The organism is Pseudomonas sp. B6002, from assembly GCF_013385985.1.
Lineage (GTDB): Bacteria > Pseudomonadota > Gammaproteobacteria > Pseudomonadales > Pseudomonadaceae > Aquipseudomonas.
Genome location: NZ_JACAOY010000012.1, coordinates 373342 through 391591, shown reverse-complemented (window position 1 = coordinate 391591; position 18250 = coordinate 373342). Strand labels below are relative to the sequence as shown.

17 protein-coding genes are annotated in these 18250 nt (G+C 57.7%); 3 read left to right on the top strand and 14 right to left on the bottom strand.

Annotated elements, in window-relative coordinates; translation table 11 throughout:
* Positions 1 to 3 precede the first annotated feature (3 nt).
* From HX792_RS17860 to HX792_RS17840, 5 genes are all read right to left on the bottom strand, one after another.
* A complete protein-coding gene (locus HX792_RS17860) occupies positions 4 to 1191 on the bottom strand; it encodes a methyltransferase (protein ID WP_176997308.1) in 1188 nt (395 codons plus the stop codon).
* Positions 1172 to 1861 carry an ABC transporter permease gene (locus HX792_RS17855; protein ID WP_101273709.1) on the bottom strand — a complete coding sequence of 230 codons (690 nt, stop codon included), beginning with the start codon at positions 1859 to 1861 and terminating at the stop codon, positions 1172 to 1174. The genes HX792_RS17860 and HX792_RS17855 overlap by 20 nt, the downstream gene beginning before the upstream one ends.
* Positions 1862 to 1899: 38 nt before the next feature.
* Complete coding sequence (locus HX792_RS17850; protein ID WP_176997307.1) at positions 1900 to 2595, bottom strand: ABC transporter permease; 696 nt, start codon at positions 2593 to 2595, stop codon at positions 1900 to 1902.
* A 72-nt stretch (positions 2596 to 2667) separates the two neighbouring features.
* Entirely contained in the window at positions 2668 to 3420 is a 753-nt protein-coding gene (locus tag HX792_RS17845) for an ABC transporter substrate-binding protein (protein ID WP_060754625.1), read from the bottom strand.
* Positions 3421 to 3433: 13 nt separating this feature from the next.
* A complete protein-coding gene (locus HX792_RS17840) occupies positions 3434 to 4207 on the bottom strand; it encodes an ABC transporter ATP-binding protein (protein ID WP_176997306.1) in 774 nt (257 codons plus the stop codon).
* Between the two features lie 555 nt (positions 4208 to 4762).
* Between HX792_RS17840 and gabP the strand changes: the two genes are divergently transcribed.
* The gene (gene gabP, locus HX792_RS17835) at positions 4763 to 6154 is read left to right on the top strand and encodes a GABA permease (protein ID WP_176997305.1); all 1392 of its coding nucleotides are present in this window, start codon (positions 4763 to 4765) and stop codon (positions 6152 to 6154) included.
* Positions 6155 to 6273: 119 nt separating this feature from the next.
* Here the strand turns inward: gabP and HX792_RS17830 are convergent, their stop codons facing one another.
* Together HX792_RS17830 and HX792_RS17825 are read right to left on the bottom strand one after the other, a co-directional pair.
* Positions 6274 to 6687 (bottom strand): hypothetical protein, encoded by a 414-nt coding sequence (locus tag HX792_RS17830; RefSeq protein WP_176997304.1) that lies wholly within the window; start codon positions 6685 to 6687, stop codon positions 6274 to 6276.
* A gap of 71 nt (positions 6688 to 6758) precedes the next feature.
* The gene (locus HX792_RS17825) at positions 6759 to 7679 is read right to left on the bottom strand and encodes an alpha/beta fold hydrolase (RefSeq protein WP_176997303.1); all 921 of its coding nucleotides are present in this window, start codon (positions 7677 to 7679) and stop codon (positions 6759 to 6761) included.
* A gap of 172 nt (positions 7680 to 7851) precedes the next feature.
* Between HX792_RS17825 and HX792_RS17820 the strand changes: the two genes are divergently transcribed.
* Entirely contained in the window at positions 7852 to 8817 is a 966-nt protein-coding gene (locus HX792_RS17820; RefSeq protein ID WP_176997302.1) for an arsenic resistance protein, read from the top strand.
* Between the two features lie 87 nt (positions 8818 to 8904).
* A complete protein-coding gene (locus HX792_RS17815) occupies positions 8905 to 10512 on the top strand; it encodes a glycosyltransferase family 39 protein (protein WP_176997301.1) in 1608 nt (535 codons plus the stop codon).
* 95 nt (positions 10513 to 10607) lie between these two features.
* On the opposite strand, the gene HX792_RS17810 is transcribed toward HX792_RS17815, so the two are convergent.
* The 7 genes from HX792_RS17810 to HX792_RS17780 all read right to left on the bottom strand — a co-directional run bounded on the left by HX792_RS17810 (position 10608) and on the right by HX792_RS17780 (position 17983).
* Entirely contained in the window at positions 10608 to 11009 is a 402-nt protein-coding gene (locus HX792_RS17810) for a GtrA family protein (RefSeq protein ID WP_371319362.1), read from the bottom strand.
* Positions 11003 to 12292: an NAD(P)/FAD-dependent oxidoreductase gene (locus HX792_RS17805; RefSeq protein WP_176997300.1), complete on the bottom strand. Its 1290-nt coding sequence runs from the start codon at positions 12290 to 12292 to the stop codon at positions 11003 to 11005. Before HX792_RS17805 ends, HX792_RS17810 begins: the two co-directional genes overlap by 7 nt.
* Positions 12293 to 12294: 2 nt before the next feature.
* Entirely contained in the window at positions 12295 to 13236 is a 942-nt protein-coding gene (locus HX792_RS17800; protein ID WP_176997299.1) for an NAD(P)-dependent oxidoreductase, read from the bottom strand.
* Entirely contained in the window at positions 13233 to 14429 is a 1197-nt protein-coding gene (locus HX792_RS17795; RefSeq protein ID WP_176997298.1) for a glycosyltransferase 87 family protein, read from the bottom strand. Before HX792_RS17795 ends, HX792_RS17800 begins: the two co-directional genes overlap by 4 nt.
* 73 nt (positions 14430 to 14502) lie before the next feature.
* Entirely contained in the window at positions 14503 to 15243 is a 741-nt protein-coding gene (locus HX792_RS17790) for an SDR family oxidoreductase (protein WP_176997297.1), read from the bottom strand.
* Positions 15240 to 16553 carry an FAD-binding oxidoreductase gene (locus tag HX792_RS17785; RefSeq protein ID WP_176997296.1) on the bottom strand — a complete coding sequence of 438 codons (1314 nt, stop codon included), beginning with the start codon at positions 16551 to 16553 and terminating at the stop codon, positions 15240 to 15242. Before HX792_RS17785 ends, HX792_RS17790 begins: the two co-directional genes overlap by 4 nt.
* Positions 16550 to 17983, bottom strand: a complete 1434-nt coding sequence (locus HX792_RS17780; RefSeq protein WP_176997295.1) for a UbiA family prenyltransferase — start codon at positions 17981 to 17983, stop codon at positions 16550 to 16552. The genes HX792_RS17785 and HX792_RS17780 overlap by 4 nt, the downstream gene beginning before the upstream one ends.
* Positions 17984 to 18250 lie beyond the last annotated feature (267 nt).

The window sequence follows — 18250 nt, the reverse complement described above, 5'->3', positions numbered from 1 at the left end:
CCCTTAATCGCGCTCGGCCAGCACCATCAGGTTGCGTGGGGTCAGGGCCGGTTCGCAGAAGGTGCCTATCTCAACCTTATAGCCCGCTTCCTTCAGAAAAAGTGCCCGATCCAGCACCAGCCACATCTCCAGCGGGCGCCGAAACAGCCCGCGCACCAATTCCAGGTTGCGCACCTGTGCCAGGCGCTGCCAGCCGTGGGCTTCCAGCGCGTCCCAATCCTGTTCGCCTGTGGATAACCCTTTGAGGGTTGCCAGGGCCTGGCAGTACTCGGCGAACGGCTTGCCCAGCCAACTGGCGGGCAGTGAGGGCGTGGGCAAGTAGTCGTCACACCCGCGCAGCTGGCGTTGCAGATGATCGAACGCCAGGCGCCGGGCCATCGACACATCGCGCTGTTGGCGCACCCGTGCACCTGCGGTGACGGTTTCGCTCAGCGGCAGGCCCAGGTCATCCACCGACAACTGCAAGGCCGAAGCACGCCCCGCAGCGGACAGCGCTTGATAGCGCTCCGCGCCGATGCGGTTGTAGCAGCAAGGCGCCACTGCCAGTTGTTTGCAGCCGGCGGCGCTGGCCAATTGCAACAGCCGCACGTGCAAATCGCCGCAGGCGTGCAGGGCGACGGGGGTGTGCTCGGGGCTTATCGCCACGTTCGCCATGACGTCTTGCAGGGTGTGGGTCGCGGGCAAGTGATGGTGATCACTCAAGGCCTGGCCTGCAGCAATCAGCGCCGGGTCGTATTCCAGGCAGGTCAGTTGCTGGCCGGGCTGCAGCAGGCGACGGCCGAGGTGGCCTTTGCCGGCACACCAGTCCAGCCAGTGTTGGGGCGTGTCAGTAAAGGTCAGGGCGCCGCCGAACGCTTCGATCTGCTGCCACTTGCGTCCGGGAACGTCGACGTTCAAGCGAGGGTGAGCGGGTGCCAGGGGTTGGGTCGGTAACTTATCCACAGCACTGAGCTGGCGTGCTCTAGCGGCCAGCTGTGGAAAAGGTACCGGCGCGGGCAGGTCATGGGGATGGTTGTGGCTGGTTTCGGCGTCCTCCAACGAGCGTTGACGCAGCCAACTCGCAAGCTCGGGATGCTCGGTTTCCCAGGGTAAGTGCAGATGCGTAAAGGGCCGTGGTCGCCACAGCCCTTGGTGCTCGATCAGAAACGCATCCAGCGCCTGGAAGCGTGCCTCAACGTCCTTGGCAGGCATCGACGCGCAGCCAGCGTTCCAGCAGTTTGAAGCCACGCACCAGGATGTAGGCCATCAACAGGTAGAACAGGCCGGCTGCGAAGAAGATCTCAACCGGCAAGTAGGTGCGGGCAATGATGGTCCGCGCCATGCCGGTCAATTCCAGCAACGTCACGGTACTGGCCAGGGCGCTGGCCTTGAGCATCAGGATCACTTCGTTGCTGTAGGCCGGCAGGCCGATGCGCGAGGCGCGGGGCAGGATGATGTAGAACAGCGTCTTGGGCTTGGACATGCCTAGGGCGCGCGCCGCTTCGATCTCTCCCGGCGGGATGGCCTGGATGGCGCCGCGCAGGATCTCGGCGATATAGGCGGCGGTGTGCAGGGTCATGGTGGCGGTGGCGCACCAGAACGGATCGCGCAGGTAGGGCCACATGAAGCTCTCGCGCACGGTGTCGAACTGCGCCAGGCCGTAGTAGACCAGGAACAGTTGCACCAGCAGCGGCGTGCCACGGAAGAAGAAGATGTAGGCGTAGGGCAGGGCGCTCACGTACCAACGGCGCGAAGAGCGGGCGATGCCCAACGGAATCGCCAGCAACAGGCCGGCGATCACGGCAATGGCCACCAATTCCAGGGTCAGGGTTGCGCCTTGGGCCAGTTTGGGCAGCCACTTGATGATCACGGCCCAGTTCAGGCCCAGGTCAAAATGCGACAGCCAGCTGTAGTCACCGCTCATTGGGCGCTCCTTGCAAAGCCGCGGGCGGCGCGTTTTTCGAGGAAGTGCATGCCGGTCATGGCCAGCACGGTGAGGCCCAGGTACATGAAGGCCGCCACCATGAAGAAGGTGAACGGTTGCTTGGTGACGGTCACGCCGATCTGCGCATGGCGCATGATTTCTTCAAGGCCGATCACCGAGACCAGCGCGGTGTCTTTCATCAGGATCATGAACAGGTTACCCAGGCCCGGCAGGGCGATGCGCCACATTTGCGGCATGATCAACCGGGTGAAAATCCGCAGCTTCGACAGCCCCAGCGCCACACCCGCTTCGCGGTGGCCCTTGGGAATGGCGAGAATTGCGCCACGAAACACTTCCGTGGCGTAGGCACCAAAGCACAGGCCCAGGGCGATGACCCCGGCGGCAAAGGCACTGAGGGAAAGGTCGGGGTTGCCGAAGAACTCACCGAGGGCGCGCATCAGGTTGACGGTGCCGAAGTAGATCAGCAGCACCCACAGCAATTCAGGAATGCCGCGAACGATGGTCGAGTAGGCACCGCCCAGCCATTGCAGGGGCTTGTACGGGGAAGTCTTGGCCAAGGCGCCGGCAAGGCCCAGCACCAGCCCCAGGCACAGGGCCGTGAGCGCCAGTTTGACGGTCATCAGCGCGCCAGCGGCAAGCGCCGGGCCGAATCCGTAGAGGTCGAAATTCATGGTGTTTTCATATCGCAAGGCATTGCTAAAAGCCGACGCGCTCAGGTGAGCGCGTCGGGCAAGTCGCTCAGATCATTCGATGCTGAACGGGAAGTACTTGTCGTTGATCTTTTTGTAGGTGCCGTCTGCCTTGATCTCTGCCAGGGCTTTGTTCAGGCGCTCGCGCAGCGGGTCGCCCTTGCGTACGGCGATACCGATCTTGTCGCTTTCTACAACCGGGTCGCCTTTGAACTCATAGGCCGAACCGTCTTTGCTCTTGAGCCATTCGTACTGCACGTACTTGTCGGCGAGGATTCCATCGAGGCGGCCGGACGTCAGGTCGAGGTAGGCGTTTTCCTGGGTGTCATACAGCTTGGCGGTGGTGTCCGGCAGCTTGTCTTCCAGGTAGGTGCCGGCCAGCGTCGCGCGCTGGGCGCCGATGGTCTTGCCCTTCAGGTAAGCGGCGTCGGTCTTGAAGTCTGCGGTGGCTTTGGGCGCGATGAATTGCAGCTTGTTGGAGTAGTACGGGTCGGTGAAGTCGACGGCCTGCTTGCGCTCATCGGTGATGGACAGCGAGGACACCAGGAAGTCGAACTTCTTGGCGTTCAGGGCCGGGATGATGCCGTCCCAGTCGGACACATACACTTCGCACTTCTCGACTTTCATCTTGGCGCACAGGGCGTCGCCGATGTCTTTGTCGAAGCCCACGACGTTACCGCTGGCGTCTTTATTGTTGAACGGCGGGTAGGCCGCTTCGATCCCCATTTTCAAGGTTTCTGCCATGGCCGTGGCGCTGAACGCCATCGAGACGGCCGCGGCCAGAAGGAATTTTTTATAGTTCTGCATGCATGTTGCTCCGTTAGCGGTTGCTGGACATGAATTGTTTGCAGCGCGCCGAAAGCGGGTTTTCAAACACCTGCTGTGGCGATCCTTGCTCTTCGACCAGGCCCTGGTGCAGGAACACCACTTCACTGGAAACCTGGCGGGCGAAGCCCATCTCGTGGGTGACCAGCAGCATGGTGCGGCCTTCTTCGGCCAGCGCGCGGATCACATTAAGTACTTCCTGGACCATTTCCGGGTCAAGGGCGGAAGTGGGCTCGTCAAACAGGATGACCTTGGGTTGCATCGCCAGGGTGCGTGCGATGGCCGCCCGTTGTTGCTGGCCGCCGGACAATTGCGCGGGGTAGGCGTGGCGCTTGTCGGCGATGCCGACCTTGGCCAGCAGGGCTTCGGCCACGTCGATGGCTTCGGCCTTGCTCTGGCCGAGCACACGGCGAGGGGCCTCGATGATGTTGTCGAGGATGCTCATGTGTGGCCACAGGTTAAAGTTTTGAAACACAAAACCGATTTCGCTGCGCAGGCGGTTGATCTGCTTGCCGTCGGCGGCGTGCAGTTCGCCGTTCTTGGCGGCCTTGAGCTTGAGTTCTTCGCCGGCCACCAGGATCTGGCCCTGGTGCGGGTTTTCCAGCAGGTTGATGCAGCGCAGGAAGGTGGACTTGCCGGAACCGGAGGAACCCAGGATCGAGATCACGTCGCCGTCGCGAGCGGTCAGCGAGATACCTTTGAGTACCTCCAGCTCACCATAGCGTTTATGCAAGTTGCGGATTTCAAGCGCGGGCGTGGCCTCAGCCATGTGGGGTCCTCAATGTGTTCGTTGCGTTCTTCGCTGTTGGGCCGCCTTCCTGGCGAGGCGCCAAGCTAGCATAGCGTTTGGATGACAGCCAACAGCGCTGCGGACGGTAAACGGGTGGTCTGCGGCAGGGTGTCGCATCGGCACAGCAGCGTGTCGCGCCATCAACAACCAAACAGCCGTTTGAACCCGAAAACCCGCAGGTTTCGCGTAAAAAAGGGCGCGATGGTGCCAGCTTTGGACGGGTGTTGGAAGGGTTAACCGGGCAAACGGTACGTATCAGCCCTTTTATGGGGCGTCACGTACTTTTTGTGTGTGTTTTTGGTGCGCTCGTTCGTCTTTAAAGTGGGTCGCACGGTAACGCTATAGCGGAATGCCATTGTTCTCAAGGACTTGCGATTGCTGTTGAAGTGCGCTGCAGCCCGCGTCAATCGCGGCTCTGTAACATTTTGGCGCAAATCTTGCGTAAAAAATAAAGAACGCCCTGTTGGATTCTTTTCACGAGAAAGACTGCAGGCCGGGCGGACCGTTTTCGCAATTCCTCGCAAAGGTGTGTCAATGAGTAGTACGCAAAGCTCCAATGACCTCGAACAGGGGCTCAAACCGCGTCACGTCACCATGCTGTCGATTGCCGGCGTTATTGGTGCCGGTTTGTTTGTCGGCTCCGGCCACGCGATTGCTGCCGCCGGGCCCGCCGTACTGCTGGCGTATGCCGCAGCGGGCACCCTGGTGGTGCTGGTGATGCGCATGCTGGCCGAAATGGCCGTGGCGTCTCCCGACACCGGTTCGTTCTCTACTTATGCCGACCGCGCGATCGGTCACTGGGCCGGTTTCACCATCGGCTGGCTGTACTGGTGGTTCTGGGTGTTGGTGATTCCCCTGGAAGCCAACGCCGCTGCAACCATCCTGCATGCCTGGTTCCCTGACGTGGCCATCTGGGTGTTTACCCTGGTCATTACCTTGTTGCTGACGGCAACCAACCTGTTCAGCGTGAAGAACTACGGCGAGTTCGAGTTCTGGTTCGCGTTGATCAAGGTAGTGGCGATTGTCGGCTTCGTGATCCTGGGCCTGGCAGCGATCTTCGGCTTCTTGCCCACCAGCCAGGTCAGCGGCGTTTCGCACCTGTTCGACACCCAGGGCTTCATGCCAAACGGCATGGGCGCAGTATTGGCCGCCATCCTGACCACCATGTTCTCCTTCATGGGCACCGAGATTGTGACCATCGCGGCCGCCGAGTCGAAGAACCCGGGCCAGCAAATCACCAAGGCCACCAACTCGGTGATCTGGCGGATTGGTTTGTTCTACCTGCTGTCGATCTTCATCGTGGTGTCCCTGGTGCCATGGAACGATCCGACCCTGGCAGCCGTGGGTTCCTACCAGACCGTGCTGGAGCGTATGGGCATCCCGAATGCGAAGCTGATCGTCGACCTGGTGGTCCTGGTGGCCGTGACCAGTTGCCTCAACTCGGCGCTGTACACCGCATCGCGCATGCTGTTCTCCCTGGGCCGTCGCGGTGACGCCCCGGCCGTGGCCAAACGCACCAACAAGAGCGGCACGCCTTACTGGGCGGTTCTGCTGTCGACCGGTGCAGCGTTCCTGGCGGTATTCGCCAACTACGTGGCACCTGCTGCGGTGTTCGAATTCCTGCTGGCCAGCTCTGGCGCCATTGCGCTGCTGGTGTACCTGGTGATCGCGGTTTCGCAACTGCGCATGCGTCAGAAGCGCACGGCGGCGGGTGAGAAGATTGTCTTCAAGATGTGGCTGTTCCCAGGCCTGACCTACGCGGTGATGGTGTTCATCGTGGGCACGCTGACCATCATGCTGTTCCAGGAAGCGCACCGGGTCGAGATCATCGCGACCGGGATTTTGAGCGTGTTGGTGGTGGCGGCGGGGCTGATTGTGGCGAGCCGTCGCAAGGCCCAGCGCGTGGGTGCTGCGGTACTCAACTGACGAAATGCGGTCAAAAATGTGGGAGCGGGCTTGCTCGCGAATGCGGTGGATCAGTCAGTACATCTTGTGACTGTCAATCCGCATTCGCGAGCAAGCCCGCTCCCACATTGGGTTTTGCGTCAGTCTGCTGGGTTGGTCAGGGCTTGGGAGGCTGCGACGTAGTCCGCCTGGAACTGCGGCGACTCAATCCATGCCAGCGCCGCGGCTTCATCCTCGGTGTCGGTGGCCCACTGCCGGTACTCGATCAATGCCGCCAGAATGAAATCGGTGGCTTCCTCTTCGCCTTCCTGCTCCAACACCACGGCCAGCAACGGGTGGGACAGGAATGCGGCGCACAATGCCTGCTGGCTGATCTCGCTGGCGGTGCGCATCTCTACGAACAACTCGGTCAAATCCACCGACTCAAGGTCAATGCGGCTGTCATCGCCGGCAAAGGCATCCGGCTTGGTCGCGACGGCGCGTTGGGTGCGGTTCTGCTTGGCCTTGGCCTTTGCCCGGTGGGCGCGTTTTTGCTGCTTGTTCGGCGAAGCCATGGGCTCAACGTCCTGAGGTGTGTATCTGGGTGGCGTATTGAAGCGCAGGTTGGCACAAATCCCAAGGGCTTCTAGATGCGTTCCGTCACCCGGCGCCCGGGCGTGCCGTGTGCCAGCTCACCCTGTTGCAACCACGCCAGTGCGATTGGCCACAAACGGTCCTGATACTGGCTGCGGAAAAATGCGAAATGCCCGACCTCTTTTTCGCCAATGTCCTGCGGGGCGATGCGCAGGTGAGTGCGTTCGCTGTTCTTGAAATACCCCAGCAAGCGGTCGACAGCCGCCACCGTTCCGAATGGGTCGTCGGTGATGCTGATCGCCAGTACCTGTGCCTTCACCCGGGCGAAGGGCAGGTCGCCCAAGGCACGCCCGCTGGGCCGCGTTTCATAGGTGGGCGTTGGCGTGCTCCAGTCCCGTACCACGCCGGCTGGTGTGTCTTCCAGCCAGCCCATGCGCTTGCCGGGAAAGTAGCCGCACACGGCTGTCACCAGTGGCATCACCACATGCCACTTGCCGAACATTTTCCAGCGCCCGCTCGCCTGATAATCACGCCAGTAGGCGAACTGCGCGCCCACTGTCACGATCCGCCGAATCGCCGCCCCCGAAGCGCCCAACCCTGCGGCGCACCCGCCAAAGCTGTGAGCGACCACATCAATCGGCTGCCCGGGAAACTCCCGCTGCGCGCGCTGAAGCATCGCCTCGAAATCCAGCACGCCCCAATCCGACCATGACGCCTTGAACCCCCGCAGCGAGCCGGCCCGCGACTCGCCGATGCCACGGTAGTCGTACGTGATGACGTCAAAGCCGTTGGCAAACAGGTAGTCCGCGAAGCGTGAGTAGTGGCGGCAACGCACGGAGGTGGCGGCGTTGATGATCACGACGGGGCGCGTCAGGTCTGTGCGGACATGGCGCCATGTGAAACCACCGAGGAGGTGACCATCGGCAGCGGGCTCGCGAAATGTTTCGGGAGCAGGTTGGGCTGGCAGATTCATAGGGCGGCTCGGTATGTACGCTTTCGATGTGGGTTTGAAGGCCCGCGCGCTTTTTATCAGTTCCCGAAATTAGCAAATTTGGCGGAGTCTTTGCGCAAAAAAATGGACGTTGCTCGACCTCGACCTGTTGGATGCTTAGGCTGATGTTCTTTCGATCCAGCAGAGTCAGCCTATGACCCGCGACACCCTCGAGCGCAATCAGATCCCCGTCTACTTCGCCACCGTCTTCCTGGCCGTCCTGTTCGGCCTGCTTGTCCCTTCTGTGGCCCATGGTCTCGGCATGCTGGTCACGCCGGCTATCGCCCTGTTGATGTACGCCATGTTCCTGCAGATCCCCTTTCTTGATTTGCGCGAAGGGTTGAGTAACAAGCGCTTCATATCCGCCCTTTTGCTGGCCAATTTCATTCTTGTGCCGTTGCTGGTCTGGGTACTGACCCGTGGGCTCGTGGAGCGCCCGGCGCTGCTGGTCGGGGCTTTGCTGGTGTTGCTCACGCCGTGTATCGACTACGTGGTGGTGTTCACCCATATCGGCAAGGGCGATTCGCGATTGATGTTGGCGGCGACGCCGGTGCTGTTGCTGCTGCAACTGCTGCTGTTACCGGTGTACCTGGGTTTCATGCTGGGGGCGGAATCGGAGGTGGTGGTGGCGGTCGGGCCGTTTGTCGAGGCGTTTCTGCTGCTGATTGTGGTGCCCATGGTGTTGGCGGTGCTGACCACGTCCCTGGCGCGGCGATCCAGGGTTATCAATGCGTGGAACGACGCCTGGGCCTGGCTGCCGGTGCCGGCGATGGCGCTCGTGCTGTTTGTGGTGATTGGTTCTCAGATCACCTCGGTGGTACGGGATATCGCCCTGTTGTTGCCAGTGGTCCCGGTGTACATCGGTTTCTTGCTGCTGGCGCCGTTGATGGGTGTGTTGGCTTCGCGGCTGTTTGCATTGCCTGCGACGACGGCGCGGGCGGTGACCTTCAGCGCGTCCACCCGCAACTCGCTGGTGGTGTTGCCGCTGGCATTGGCCTTGCCCGAGGACGTGCGTGGGTTGGCTGCAACGGTGGTGATCCTGCAAACCCTCGTCGAGCTGGTGGGAGAGCTACTCTACATCCGGTTGATTCCGATACTTGTGTGGCCCGCAGGTCGGTAAACCCGCAATTGTTCGGGTTTGTTCAGGCGTTATTCAGGGTTGCCATCGGCAACATGCGTCAGCGCACCCAACCTGAAAGGACAGCCGATGGACCACCGCAACCGCTTTCGCCTGGAGTCTCTGGGCATTTTCCTGATTGCTTTGTTGCTGTTTACCCTGGGCATCTGGGACCAGCAGCCCCAAGGGTTTGACGGGCGCTGGGCGCTGTTCCTGCAGGAAATGTTTCGCCATGGCGCGAGCCTTTTCCCCACCACCTACGGCCAGCCCTACGCGGACTATCCCGGCACCGCGACCTTCTTCAGCTTTGTATTTGCCCGCCTGTTTGGCGCACCTAACCACTTGGCGAACGTGCTGCCCACGGCACTCGCTTCGGCGGGCGTGGTTGCTCTGATCTATCGCTTGCTGGCGCCGTCCGGTCGCCCTTGGGCGCTGCTCACCGTCTTGTTGACGTTGCTCACGACTCAACTGCTCGAAAAATCGCGCTCGGTGTGTCTGGATCAGATGGTCGCGCTGCTGTGTGTGGGCAGTTTCTACCTGCTGCACAGTGGTGAGCGCCTGGGTTCGCGCTTGAGGCAGTTGGCGGTGTTCCCGCTGTTTGTCCTGGCGTTTGCGATTCGCGGGCCGTTGGGGTTGATCGAGGTTTGCGGTGTGGTGTGTGTGTACTGGGCGTTGGGCAAGCCCGGGGAGCGGGTCAAGCAGGTATTGATCCACGGGGCCGTCGGTTTGGCTTTGCTCGCGGCGTGTTGGTGGGCCTTGATGAAGCTGGCGCGCATCAGTGGCGGCGATGCCTTTGCCGATGCTGTGTACAAGATGCAGGTAGGAGGGCGCCTGGATGAAATTGGCGAGCCGTTCTACTTCTACTTCCAACTGAGCCTGTATCGCTATTTCCCGGTAGTGCCGCTGGCGTTGGCCACGTTGATTGCGCTGCGTCATCGTTGGCCTGAGCGGTGGGCAAATAATGATCTGCAACTGATGCTGCGCCTCGGCGCATGCGGCCTGATGATTCTGCTCGGGCTGTCGGTGCCGCACTTCAAACGCGCCTACTACATCCTGCCGATGGTCCCGATGTTTGCCGCTGTCGCCGCCTATGGGCTGCTCCAGGCGCAAGGCTGGTTGATTGGCGTGCGCCGATGCTATGAATGGCTTGTCGCCGCGCTACCGGCGTTGTGCGTGGTTGTGGTGTTTGTCTGCCGGCACGGGTGGCAGAAGCATGGTTACTGGCCTGACGTTTCGTTGCCGCTGCTGATTGGAGGTTTGGTGATCCTGCAAGTCGCGGCGTTGATTGCGTGGCGGCGGGCGGGCCGGTTGGTGTGGCTCAGCCTGATTGCACTGGCGGCGCAATGGTTGCTGTTGGTGACAGTGGTAGAGCCGTCCAAGGACCTGCAATTCGATACGCGACAGTTTGTCCGCCAGGTTGAGGCGCTTCGCGTGTCGACGCCCGGGCCGTTGGTGTTTGTCCACCTGGGTCGAGACACCTGGGCGGTGCGCTACATGATGAACCTGGATGACGACGAGCAGCCGCTGTTTGTCGGGCGTAACGAGCTTGAGAAGCTGGCGACGCTGCCTCGGCCATCGTGGGTCATTGTGTCGCGCAAGGAGGCCGTACTGTTGAGCGGGACGCCCATGGAGACAATGGCGCCGAGTTTCGAAGGGCGCTTGAACGACAACCCGCTGATGGTGTTTTTGCTCAAGTGAGCGGGCAGCGGGTAGCGCTCATAGGATCGGTCGCTCCCGCTTCGGATGGCTGAGCATTTGCTTTGCCGTGATTCATTGGCAGACCGTGGTCGCTCTTACTTGAACGACCAGTGCTTATGGCCCAGATAGCTGGTGAACACGGGGACAATGACACCTATGGCATGGGATATTTCTTTGATGAAATGAGCCACGCCTAACGCGGGCAGTGCGTAATACGCAAGAAAAAGACTAATGGCTAATGTCTGCAAAATAGCAATTAAGTTGACCAGTACGAAATACATAATGGAATGACGAACTGCCCGCGTACTCTCCGTGAAGACAAAAATCTTGGAGAGTATGAAGGCGGTTACCATGCCTGTTATATAGGCCGCTACTACCGATGTTGAAAAATTTACCCAATGGCTATAAATAATTCTCGATCCAAAGTTAATGCTGGCGGCAAAGCCGCCCACCAGCAAAAACATTATGAATTGCTTTGATCTGAACTGGTTTAGCACGCAGCAGCATCCTTGGCTAATTGTCTGCCGAACCCAATGCTTTCGGAGATCCCCCGGTCTTCAGGGTAGTAGTAGGATGTGTCCGCAACCCACAATCCCCGTACGGGTAGCGCTGCGGGTGGCAGATGTTCCAGATATGCCGGATCGCAGATAGGTTGGGCATGACGATAACGACTTGCGCGAATATCAATAAAGTCGTCAGCACCAAGTTCAGGATTTATCTTTTGCAAGTACGCACGGACCTTATCTATAAACACTTGGTCTGGTTCAGAAAACTTCGGGTGTTCCCCGGGCATATAGAACGGGACGTAGACGATCGATTGATCCAGAGGACGAAGGTTGGAGTACTCGACCAGGCCTGGAATATCCATGTCCGGATCATTGGTGTTCAGCCAGAAATTTTCAGTGAGTGGCTTGCGCAGTTTGGCAATCACACAGACGACCGCGATATTTTTGAGCGCGCGGAATTTTTCCAGTATTTCGACAGGCAGGCCCGGCATGATGTGCGGCACATAGGGCAGTGGCACAGTGCTTATCACCTTATCAAAGACGTGTTGCATACCGGCAACTTCTACGCTGTTGACTTGGCCATCGCTGATGTGGACGCAATCAACCTTTGCACCCAGGTGTACGTCTCCGCCCAGCGCCTCGATTTCTGCTTTCATTGCCTGCAGCAGCGTCGTTGAGCCGCCTTCGAGGTAGCCCAGCTTTTCTCGGAACAAACTGTAGCGAGAGCGGCCAATCCGTCGAATTCGACTCCATATCCACGCCGCTGAGAGCCCGTTCGCATAGTTGTAGAATTTGTAGTCAAACAGGCGGCGCCATAGTACTTCCCACGCTTGTTCGCCGACCCAGCGGCGAATCCATCCGGAAGCTTCGACATTGTCGAGCGGGGTCCAGTCGTTGCGTTTCGTACACAGGAATGCGTGGAGTCCATAACGAATTTTCGCGATCAGCCCGAGGCCACGAAACTTCAGCAAGGCAATAGGGTTGCCCCACGGCTGCAGCTGGTTCTGGTACCAATAGCCCATTTTGGTTTCGACCCAGCGCATTTTTCCGGCCAGGCCCAACTCATCCAGCATGGCCAGGAATGCATGATCTGAAATGCAGTGAAAGTGATAGTAGCGCTCAATTTCCAGCCCGCCGAAGTCAAAGCATGCTGTCATCCCGCCGACACGATCATCGGCTTCGAACAAGACAGGCTTATGTCCATCTTTTGCCAGCTGGTAAGCCACGGCGAGACCCATGGGGCCTGCGCCGAGTACGGCAATGCGCTGTCCCATACTCAAAACTCCAGTTCTACCTTGCTATAAATGGGATGGTTGAATGTTTCGTCCACAGCTTGAGAGAACGGAGTATAGGAAACATCAAAGAGTGTCGGCCAATCAATGATTTCGAATTCATCCTTCGCGCTTAATGCCGCGAGCTGTTGCGTGGTGAAGGGTGGGTTTTTATCAAAGATAGCCCACACCCACAGCAGACCATAAAAGAGCGAATAAGGAATGCGCGCGATAAGGGTATTGACTTTTGTAGCGCGTTTGATTTCACGGATGATGTCAATGTAATCGATTTTTTCATGCCCCGAGATATTGAATATTCCGGTGGCCGAAGATGACGCCAGGCAACTGATGATTATGTTGCAAAAGTCGCCAACATAGAGGGGCTGTCTCATGTAGCGTCCGTCTCCCGGGATAGGGAATACAGGCACTTTTTTCATGAAGCGGGAAAGCCAGCCAAGATGCTTGCGATCAAACCAACCGAACATCAGTGTCGGACGCAGTATCGGGCAAGGGATACCGCTCTCCAGCACCATTTGCTCTTGAGTAGTCTTGGTTTGTGTATAAAAGTCATCCGCGACAGACACAACGACAGAAGAACTGATGTGTACAAGGCGTGGAATGTCATTAACCTTGATCTGCTCAAGTATGAGTCGTGTGGAATCTATGTTGTTGCGCACAAATTCTTGAAAATCGTTTCCACCGATTTGCGCTTGAAGCATGACAACAGCGTCGGCACCGGAAAAATGCTGTTGCCAGTCCCCCGCGACAGCCAAGTCAGCATATATAGCTTCAATCGTAGGCTGGGTTTTCTTTAGCGTAGCAAGGTTTGCGCGATGCTTATCAAGCACAACGATGTTTTTGTAGCCTCTTGCTATGAGCCTGGCTATTAGATTCTGGCCGACCAGGCCTGCCCCGCCCGGTAATAGTATCTTGCTGTTTAAGTTCATTTTTTAAACCCAAGGCTCAAATATTTGAAGAGGAAAGAAAGGCACAGAATATAGATCACCCAGTCGACAGCCTCATCAAAGCAATAAAGGGCAATTCGCGCAGCCAGGAAACCGTCCAGGTATCGTGCAAAAAACAGGTACCAGAATGACAGCAGCACGGCTGTTATGAAAACCTGTGTGCAGAAGCGAGCTGTGCGGCTTGAAAAAATGTTGAGTGCGGATGCCAGTGCTGGAATCGTCAGCATCAGAAAAATCAGGCGATAGTCCCAGTTGTTTCCAATAAAGAAAGTGCCGACATAAATCAGGGCGCCTGTAAGAAAAAAGCCTTTTCCTTCCAGGGCGTTGAACTCTTGCGAGCTGCTCGGCAGCAGTTTCTTGCTGACGAAGTACGCGAGCCCCGACGCGATGAGGAACAATGTATTGATGACGATATCAACGTAAATTGAAAAGTGCTCCGGGATATTCCCTTTCAAGCGATTTGCGAAAACGCTTCTTCCGTAGGAGAGGTCGCCGGCTCTTGGTGTAGAGTGACTGATCAGAATCAGGTCTTGATAGGTAAAGGCAAAGTAGGCCAGGCAGGCGACGGTTGAAACAATGAAAATCCTGATCAGGTTTCTTTTTTTCGATGCCAGGACAATGATCGGCAGGCAGAAAAAGGGAAATATTTTCAGAACGGTTGAAGCCATCAAGATCAATGCTGAAAGTAGAGGGCGCTTATTTACATGAACGGCTGCTGCGGTAACCATCAGGAATATCAATAAATCGATGTTTCCCCTTTCGACACCGAGCATGGCTGCAGGTGATATCGCGCAACAGGTAATTAAAAAATTGGAAAGCGTGTTTTGGCTGACCCTGAGCAGCATGAAAAGAGCGACTAAATAAAAAGCCAACATCAAATAGCCGATCAGCAGGGTATGGCTTTGGTTGAGCCCGAAGTAGAAAAGAGTATGCCAAACTCTCGGGTAGTTCATCGGGTTCTTCGACCACATCATCGGGTTGTTGACCAGTGGGTCGAAGCCTTGGTAGTAGGACTCTGCCCCGGCCGTAATGACGCGTGTGTCATTGAAGATGGGCTTTACTATTTGGACGCCTAAAGCCGACCATAAATCGTCGTAAAAGAAAAAGCACAGGAAGATAAAGGCTGCTATGAAAACAAAGAACAAGGTTGAGTTGGCTTTCTTTAGGTGATTCATTTAAAGCTTTGTCCTGTCGCAAGCCAGTCTGATGATGGAAAGACTAAAGTTGAGGGTGATGTGAGCCAGAAACTTACAGGTTTGTTTTTTTGAAAATAAATTGTGGTACCAGCTTTATGATCAGCATTATTGCTTTCCAGAATCCAGGGGCGTACAGGACGTCTGTGTTGTTCTCAATGCCCTTGACGATGCGTTTCGCAATCTGCTCGGGCTTGACCACCAGCGGGGCGGGCAATGGCAGGCCTCGCGTCATCGGGGTGTCCACAAAGCCTGGTTTGATATCGATCACATGTACCCCGACCTTGTATAAACGGGCGCGCAGGCCTTCGCAGAAGGTCGAGACCGCTGCCTTGGCAGTGCCATACAGATAATTGGATGGGCGGCCGCGGTCGCCGGCAACCGAGGAGATCACGGCGAGTGTCCCGCAATGCTGGGTTTCGAACTGTTTTGCCAATAGGGTGAGAAGGCTGATAACGGAGGTTCCGTTGATGGCGAACTCTCTGAGGGCTAGCTCGACATCCTGTTCGCAGGCCTGCTGACTTGGCAGTGTCCCATGCGCGATCAGAGCGATATCAATCTGCTGCATGGCCACGCGACACTGTTCAACCATGTCGGCATGACTGGAAAAATCGGCAGCATCCATGGTGTAGGAAGTGGCAACTTTGGCTCCGCGTGCAAGCAGGTCGGCGCGGGTCTGCTCAAGTTTTTCGCTATCGCGGGCGACCAGGAAAAACTCCGCGCCTTGCTCTGCCCACAGGCGTGCGCAGGCTGTTGCAATAGCGGATGTTGCGCCAACAATCAAAACTCGTTTCATGTGATAACTCGGTTCCAAAAGCGGGACATCAAAGAAGGGTCGCGCAGGGCTTCAAGCTGCTCCCAGGCTGGGTACGCCTGGCGGAAATCGATGCCGGTCATATGGGCATCTTTCGCGGGGTACAGCCGCCCTCCCGCCTCGAGGACGATGGCGTCCAGGCGGGTGAAAAGTGCTGCAAGGCTGGCCTTTTGTGGAAAGTCCAGGGCCAGTGAAGTGCCCGGCAGCGGGAATGACATCAAGCCCGGTGAGGCGATGTCTCCACAACGCTTGAGCACGGCAAGAAAGGACCCTTGGCCTGACTCAGCAATCACCCTCAACAGCTCTTTCGTTGCCGCTTGCGCCGTCGCATCGGGGATCACGCATTGATACTGTTGAAAACCTTTGCGGCCGTAGATTCGATTCCAGTGCAGAAGGCGATCCAATGGATAAAAGAAGGCGTCGTAACTGCTGCGCTTGAAGGTGTGCTGGGCGGGATGGCTACGCCAGTAAGCTTCGTTGAAAGCGCGTAGCGACAAGTTGTTGATCAGTGAAACAGGAGGCGTGAGGGGCACCTGAAGCTTGGTGCGCGCATCGACCTCCAGCGAGCCGTAGGGCGCATGGTCACCGACGATGAATACGCCGCGCCCTGCGTGAGCGCCTTTGGCCAGGCAGTCTATCCAGGCGACGCTGTACTCATGTTGAGGGTCCAGTTCCGCGGAGAGGGTGAAGAACTCTGCCAGATTGCTGAAGCGCACCACGCTGCTATCAATCTGGCTGCTGCGTATTGGCATCAGCTGGATTTCCGACCAGGCGATTATCCCGGTCAGGCCTAGCCCGCCAATAGTTGCGGCATACAGATCAGTATTCTCTGTTGGTGAGCAGGTCAGAATGCCTTGTTCGTGACGCAATAGGCCAAAGCGCCGAACGTGATTGCCAAAGGTGCCGCGCACATGGTGGTTTTTGCCGTGTACGTCGTTGGCAATGGCTCCCCCCAAGGTGGCGAACTGGGTGCCGGGGGTAACGCAGAGGAACCAGCCATTGGGAATCGCCATGGCGAGGATTTCGGCCAGCGTGACACCGGCTTCGGCCACCACGATCCCCTGTTGCCAATCGACGTGGATAAAACGGTCCAGACTGCGCACATGCAGTGCTTGGCTGCTGCTGGCAAGACAGCTGTCGCCATAGCTGCGCCCATTGCCATAAGGCAGGGTGCTGCCATGGGCTTCGGCCAGCTCCGTGAGCAGGCCTGGAAGTTCGCTGCGCCAGCTACAGGCGTGCGCAGTTTGTGGTGCGTAGGGGTACCGTCCCCATGAGTAGAGAGAATCACTCATGCTGCAATCCAGAACACGAGACCGAACAGCGCACCGACGATCAGGCTGACACGATCACGAATGGCAAAAACTACCGGGTCGTCATGCATTTGCCCGCGATGGGTGAGCATCCAAACGCGCGTTATCCAGAACAGTAGCAGCGGGCAGGAGATCCAGATCAATTGGGGGTGAGCGTAAAGCCCGCTGTCTGTCTGGTCATGGATGTACAGCGCCAACACCATAACTGCGAGGTAGCCGGAGGCTGCTCCCAGAGATGAAATCATTTCAAGGTCCGAGGGGTAGTAGCCTCGTCCTCGGGTTTTTCCGGTACGTCCCTTGTGTCGCGCTTCATGCAGCTCTGCATAGCGCTTGACCAGTGCCAGGCTGAGGAACATGAACATTGAGAACGCAAGCATCCAGAAGGTTAGGGCGAGGCTGAATGCTGCCGCGCCCGCTATCAGGCGAATGGTGTACAGATTCGCCAGGGCTATAACGTCGATTGCCATGTGTCGCTTCAATGACAGCGAATAGGCCAGGGTCAAGACGTAGTAAGCCAGGAGTGTTGCAGCGAACTGCCAGGGCAGCAATAAGGCGGCGCCGGAAAATGCGCCAATCAGTAGCAGCGGGAAGGTAAGCAGCCCCGACTTTATCGATAGGCGTCCTGCTGCAAAGGGGCGTTTGCGCTTGGTTGCATGGTGGCGGTCGTCGGCAAGATCCAGCAGGTCGTTGAGCAGGTAGACGCTGGAGGCGCATAGCCCGAACAGTATGAATGCCAGTATGCCCTGCCATAACAGCGTGAAATTGGTGAGCTGATGGGCTGCCAGCAGCGGAACGAAGATCAACAGGTTTTTCATCCATTGGTGTAGGCGTAAGGCCTTCAGCCAATCCTTGGCGCCCCCAGGATTGGAGTGGATGACTTGTTCTACGTTGCCTTGAGCTTTTGCGCGCCGCTCTACGCCGTTTTCTGGGTTGATGACGTAGGCCTTGCGAGCTTTTGACCACACAGGAAGGTCGTCGCTGGAGTTACCTGCGTAATCGAAGCCCTGTTCGCCGTAATGTTCAACCAGTAAGTCGCGCTTGCGATGGGAAGACAGGTTCCGTTCACCGTCAGATGCCAGCACTTGGTCAAACAGTTGCAGATGCTCTGCGATACGTTCTGCCAGCGTGTAGTGACTGGCAGTTGCCAGCACGATGCGGCGTCCGTTGCTGCGTTCCAGCTTGATTAGCGCAATGACCTCCGGGTCATAGGGCAGCACACTGATATCCATATTGGTTGCGCAGGCAAGCCCTTCCTTGAGGGTTGCTTTGCCCTTGGCCAGCCATCCGAGAGGCTTGAGCAGTTTTAACGGTTGAAGGCGCACATAGGCCATGCCTGTTTCCAGAAGCAAGTCGGAGCGTAGCAGGGTGCCATCAAGATCGACTACTAAAGGGGGGGGCGAAAAGGCGGTCAAAGGAGCTTTCCCTAATGGCTGGTCAAGTAGAGCTGTGCCAGCGAAATGAATCCAAGGTGACAATGATGGGTGTTACCACAAGGTACGCGGGCGTCCAGTGAGGAGAGTTGCATGCCCGGCAGCGTTTACGGCGCTATGCTTTTCTTGCCTGCACTTCGTGTTTGGATCGCCGAGCGCTGACCGTGCTGAGATGCGGTCAGGAGTTTTTGTCAGATGTGGCTGTAGGAAAAATCCCAACTGGCGGAATCATATCACTCCAGCAGGGTC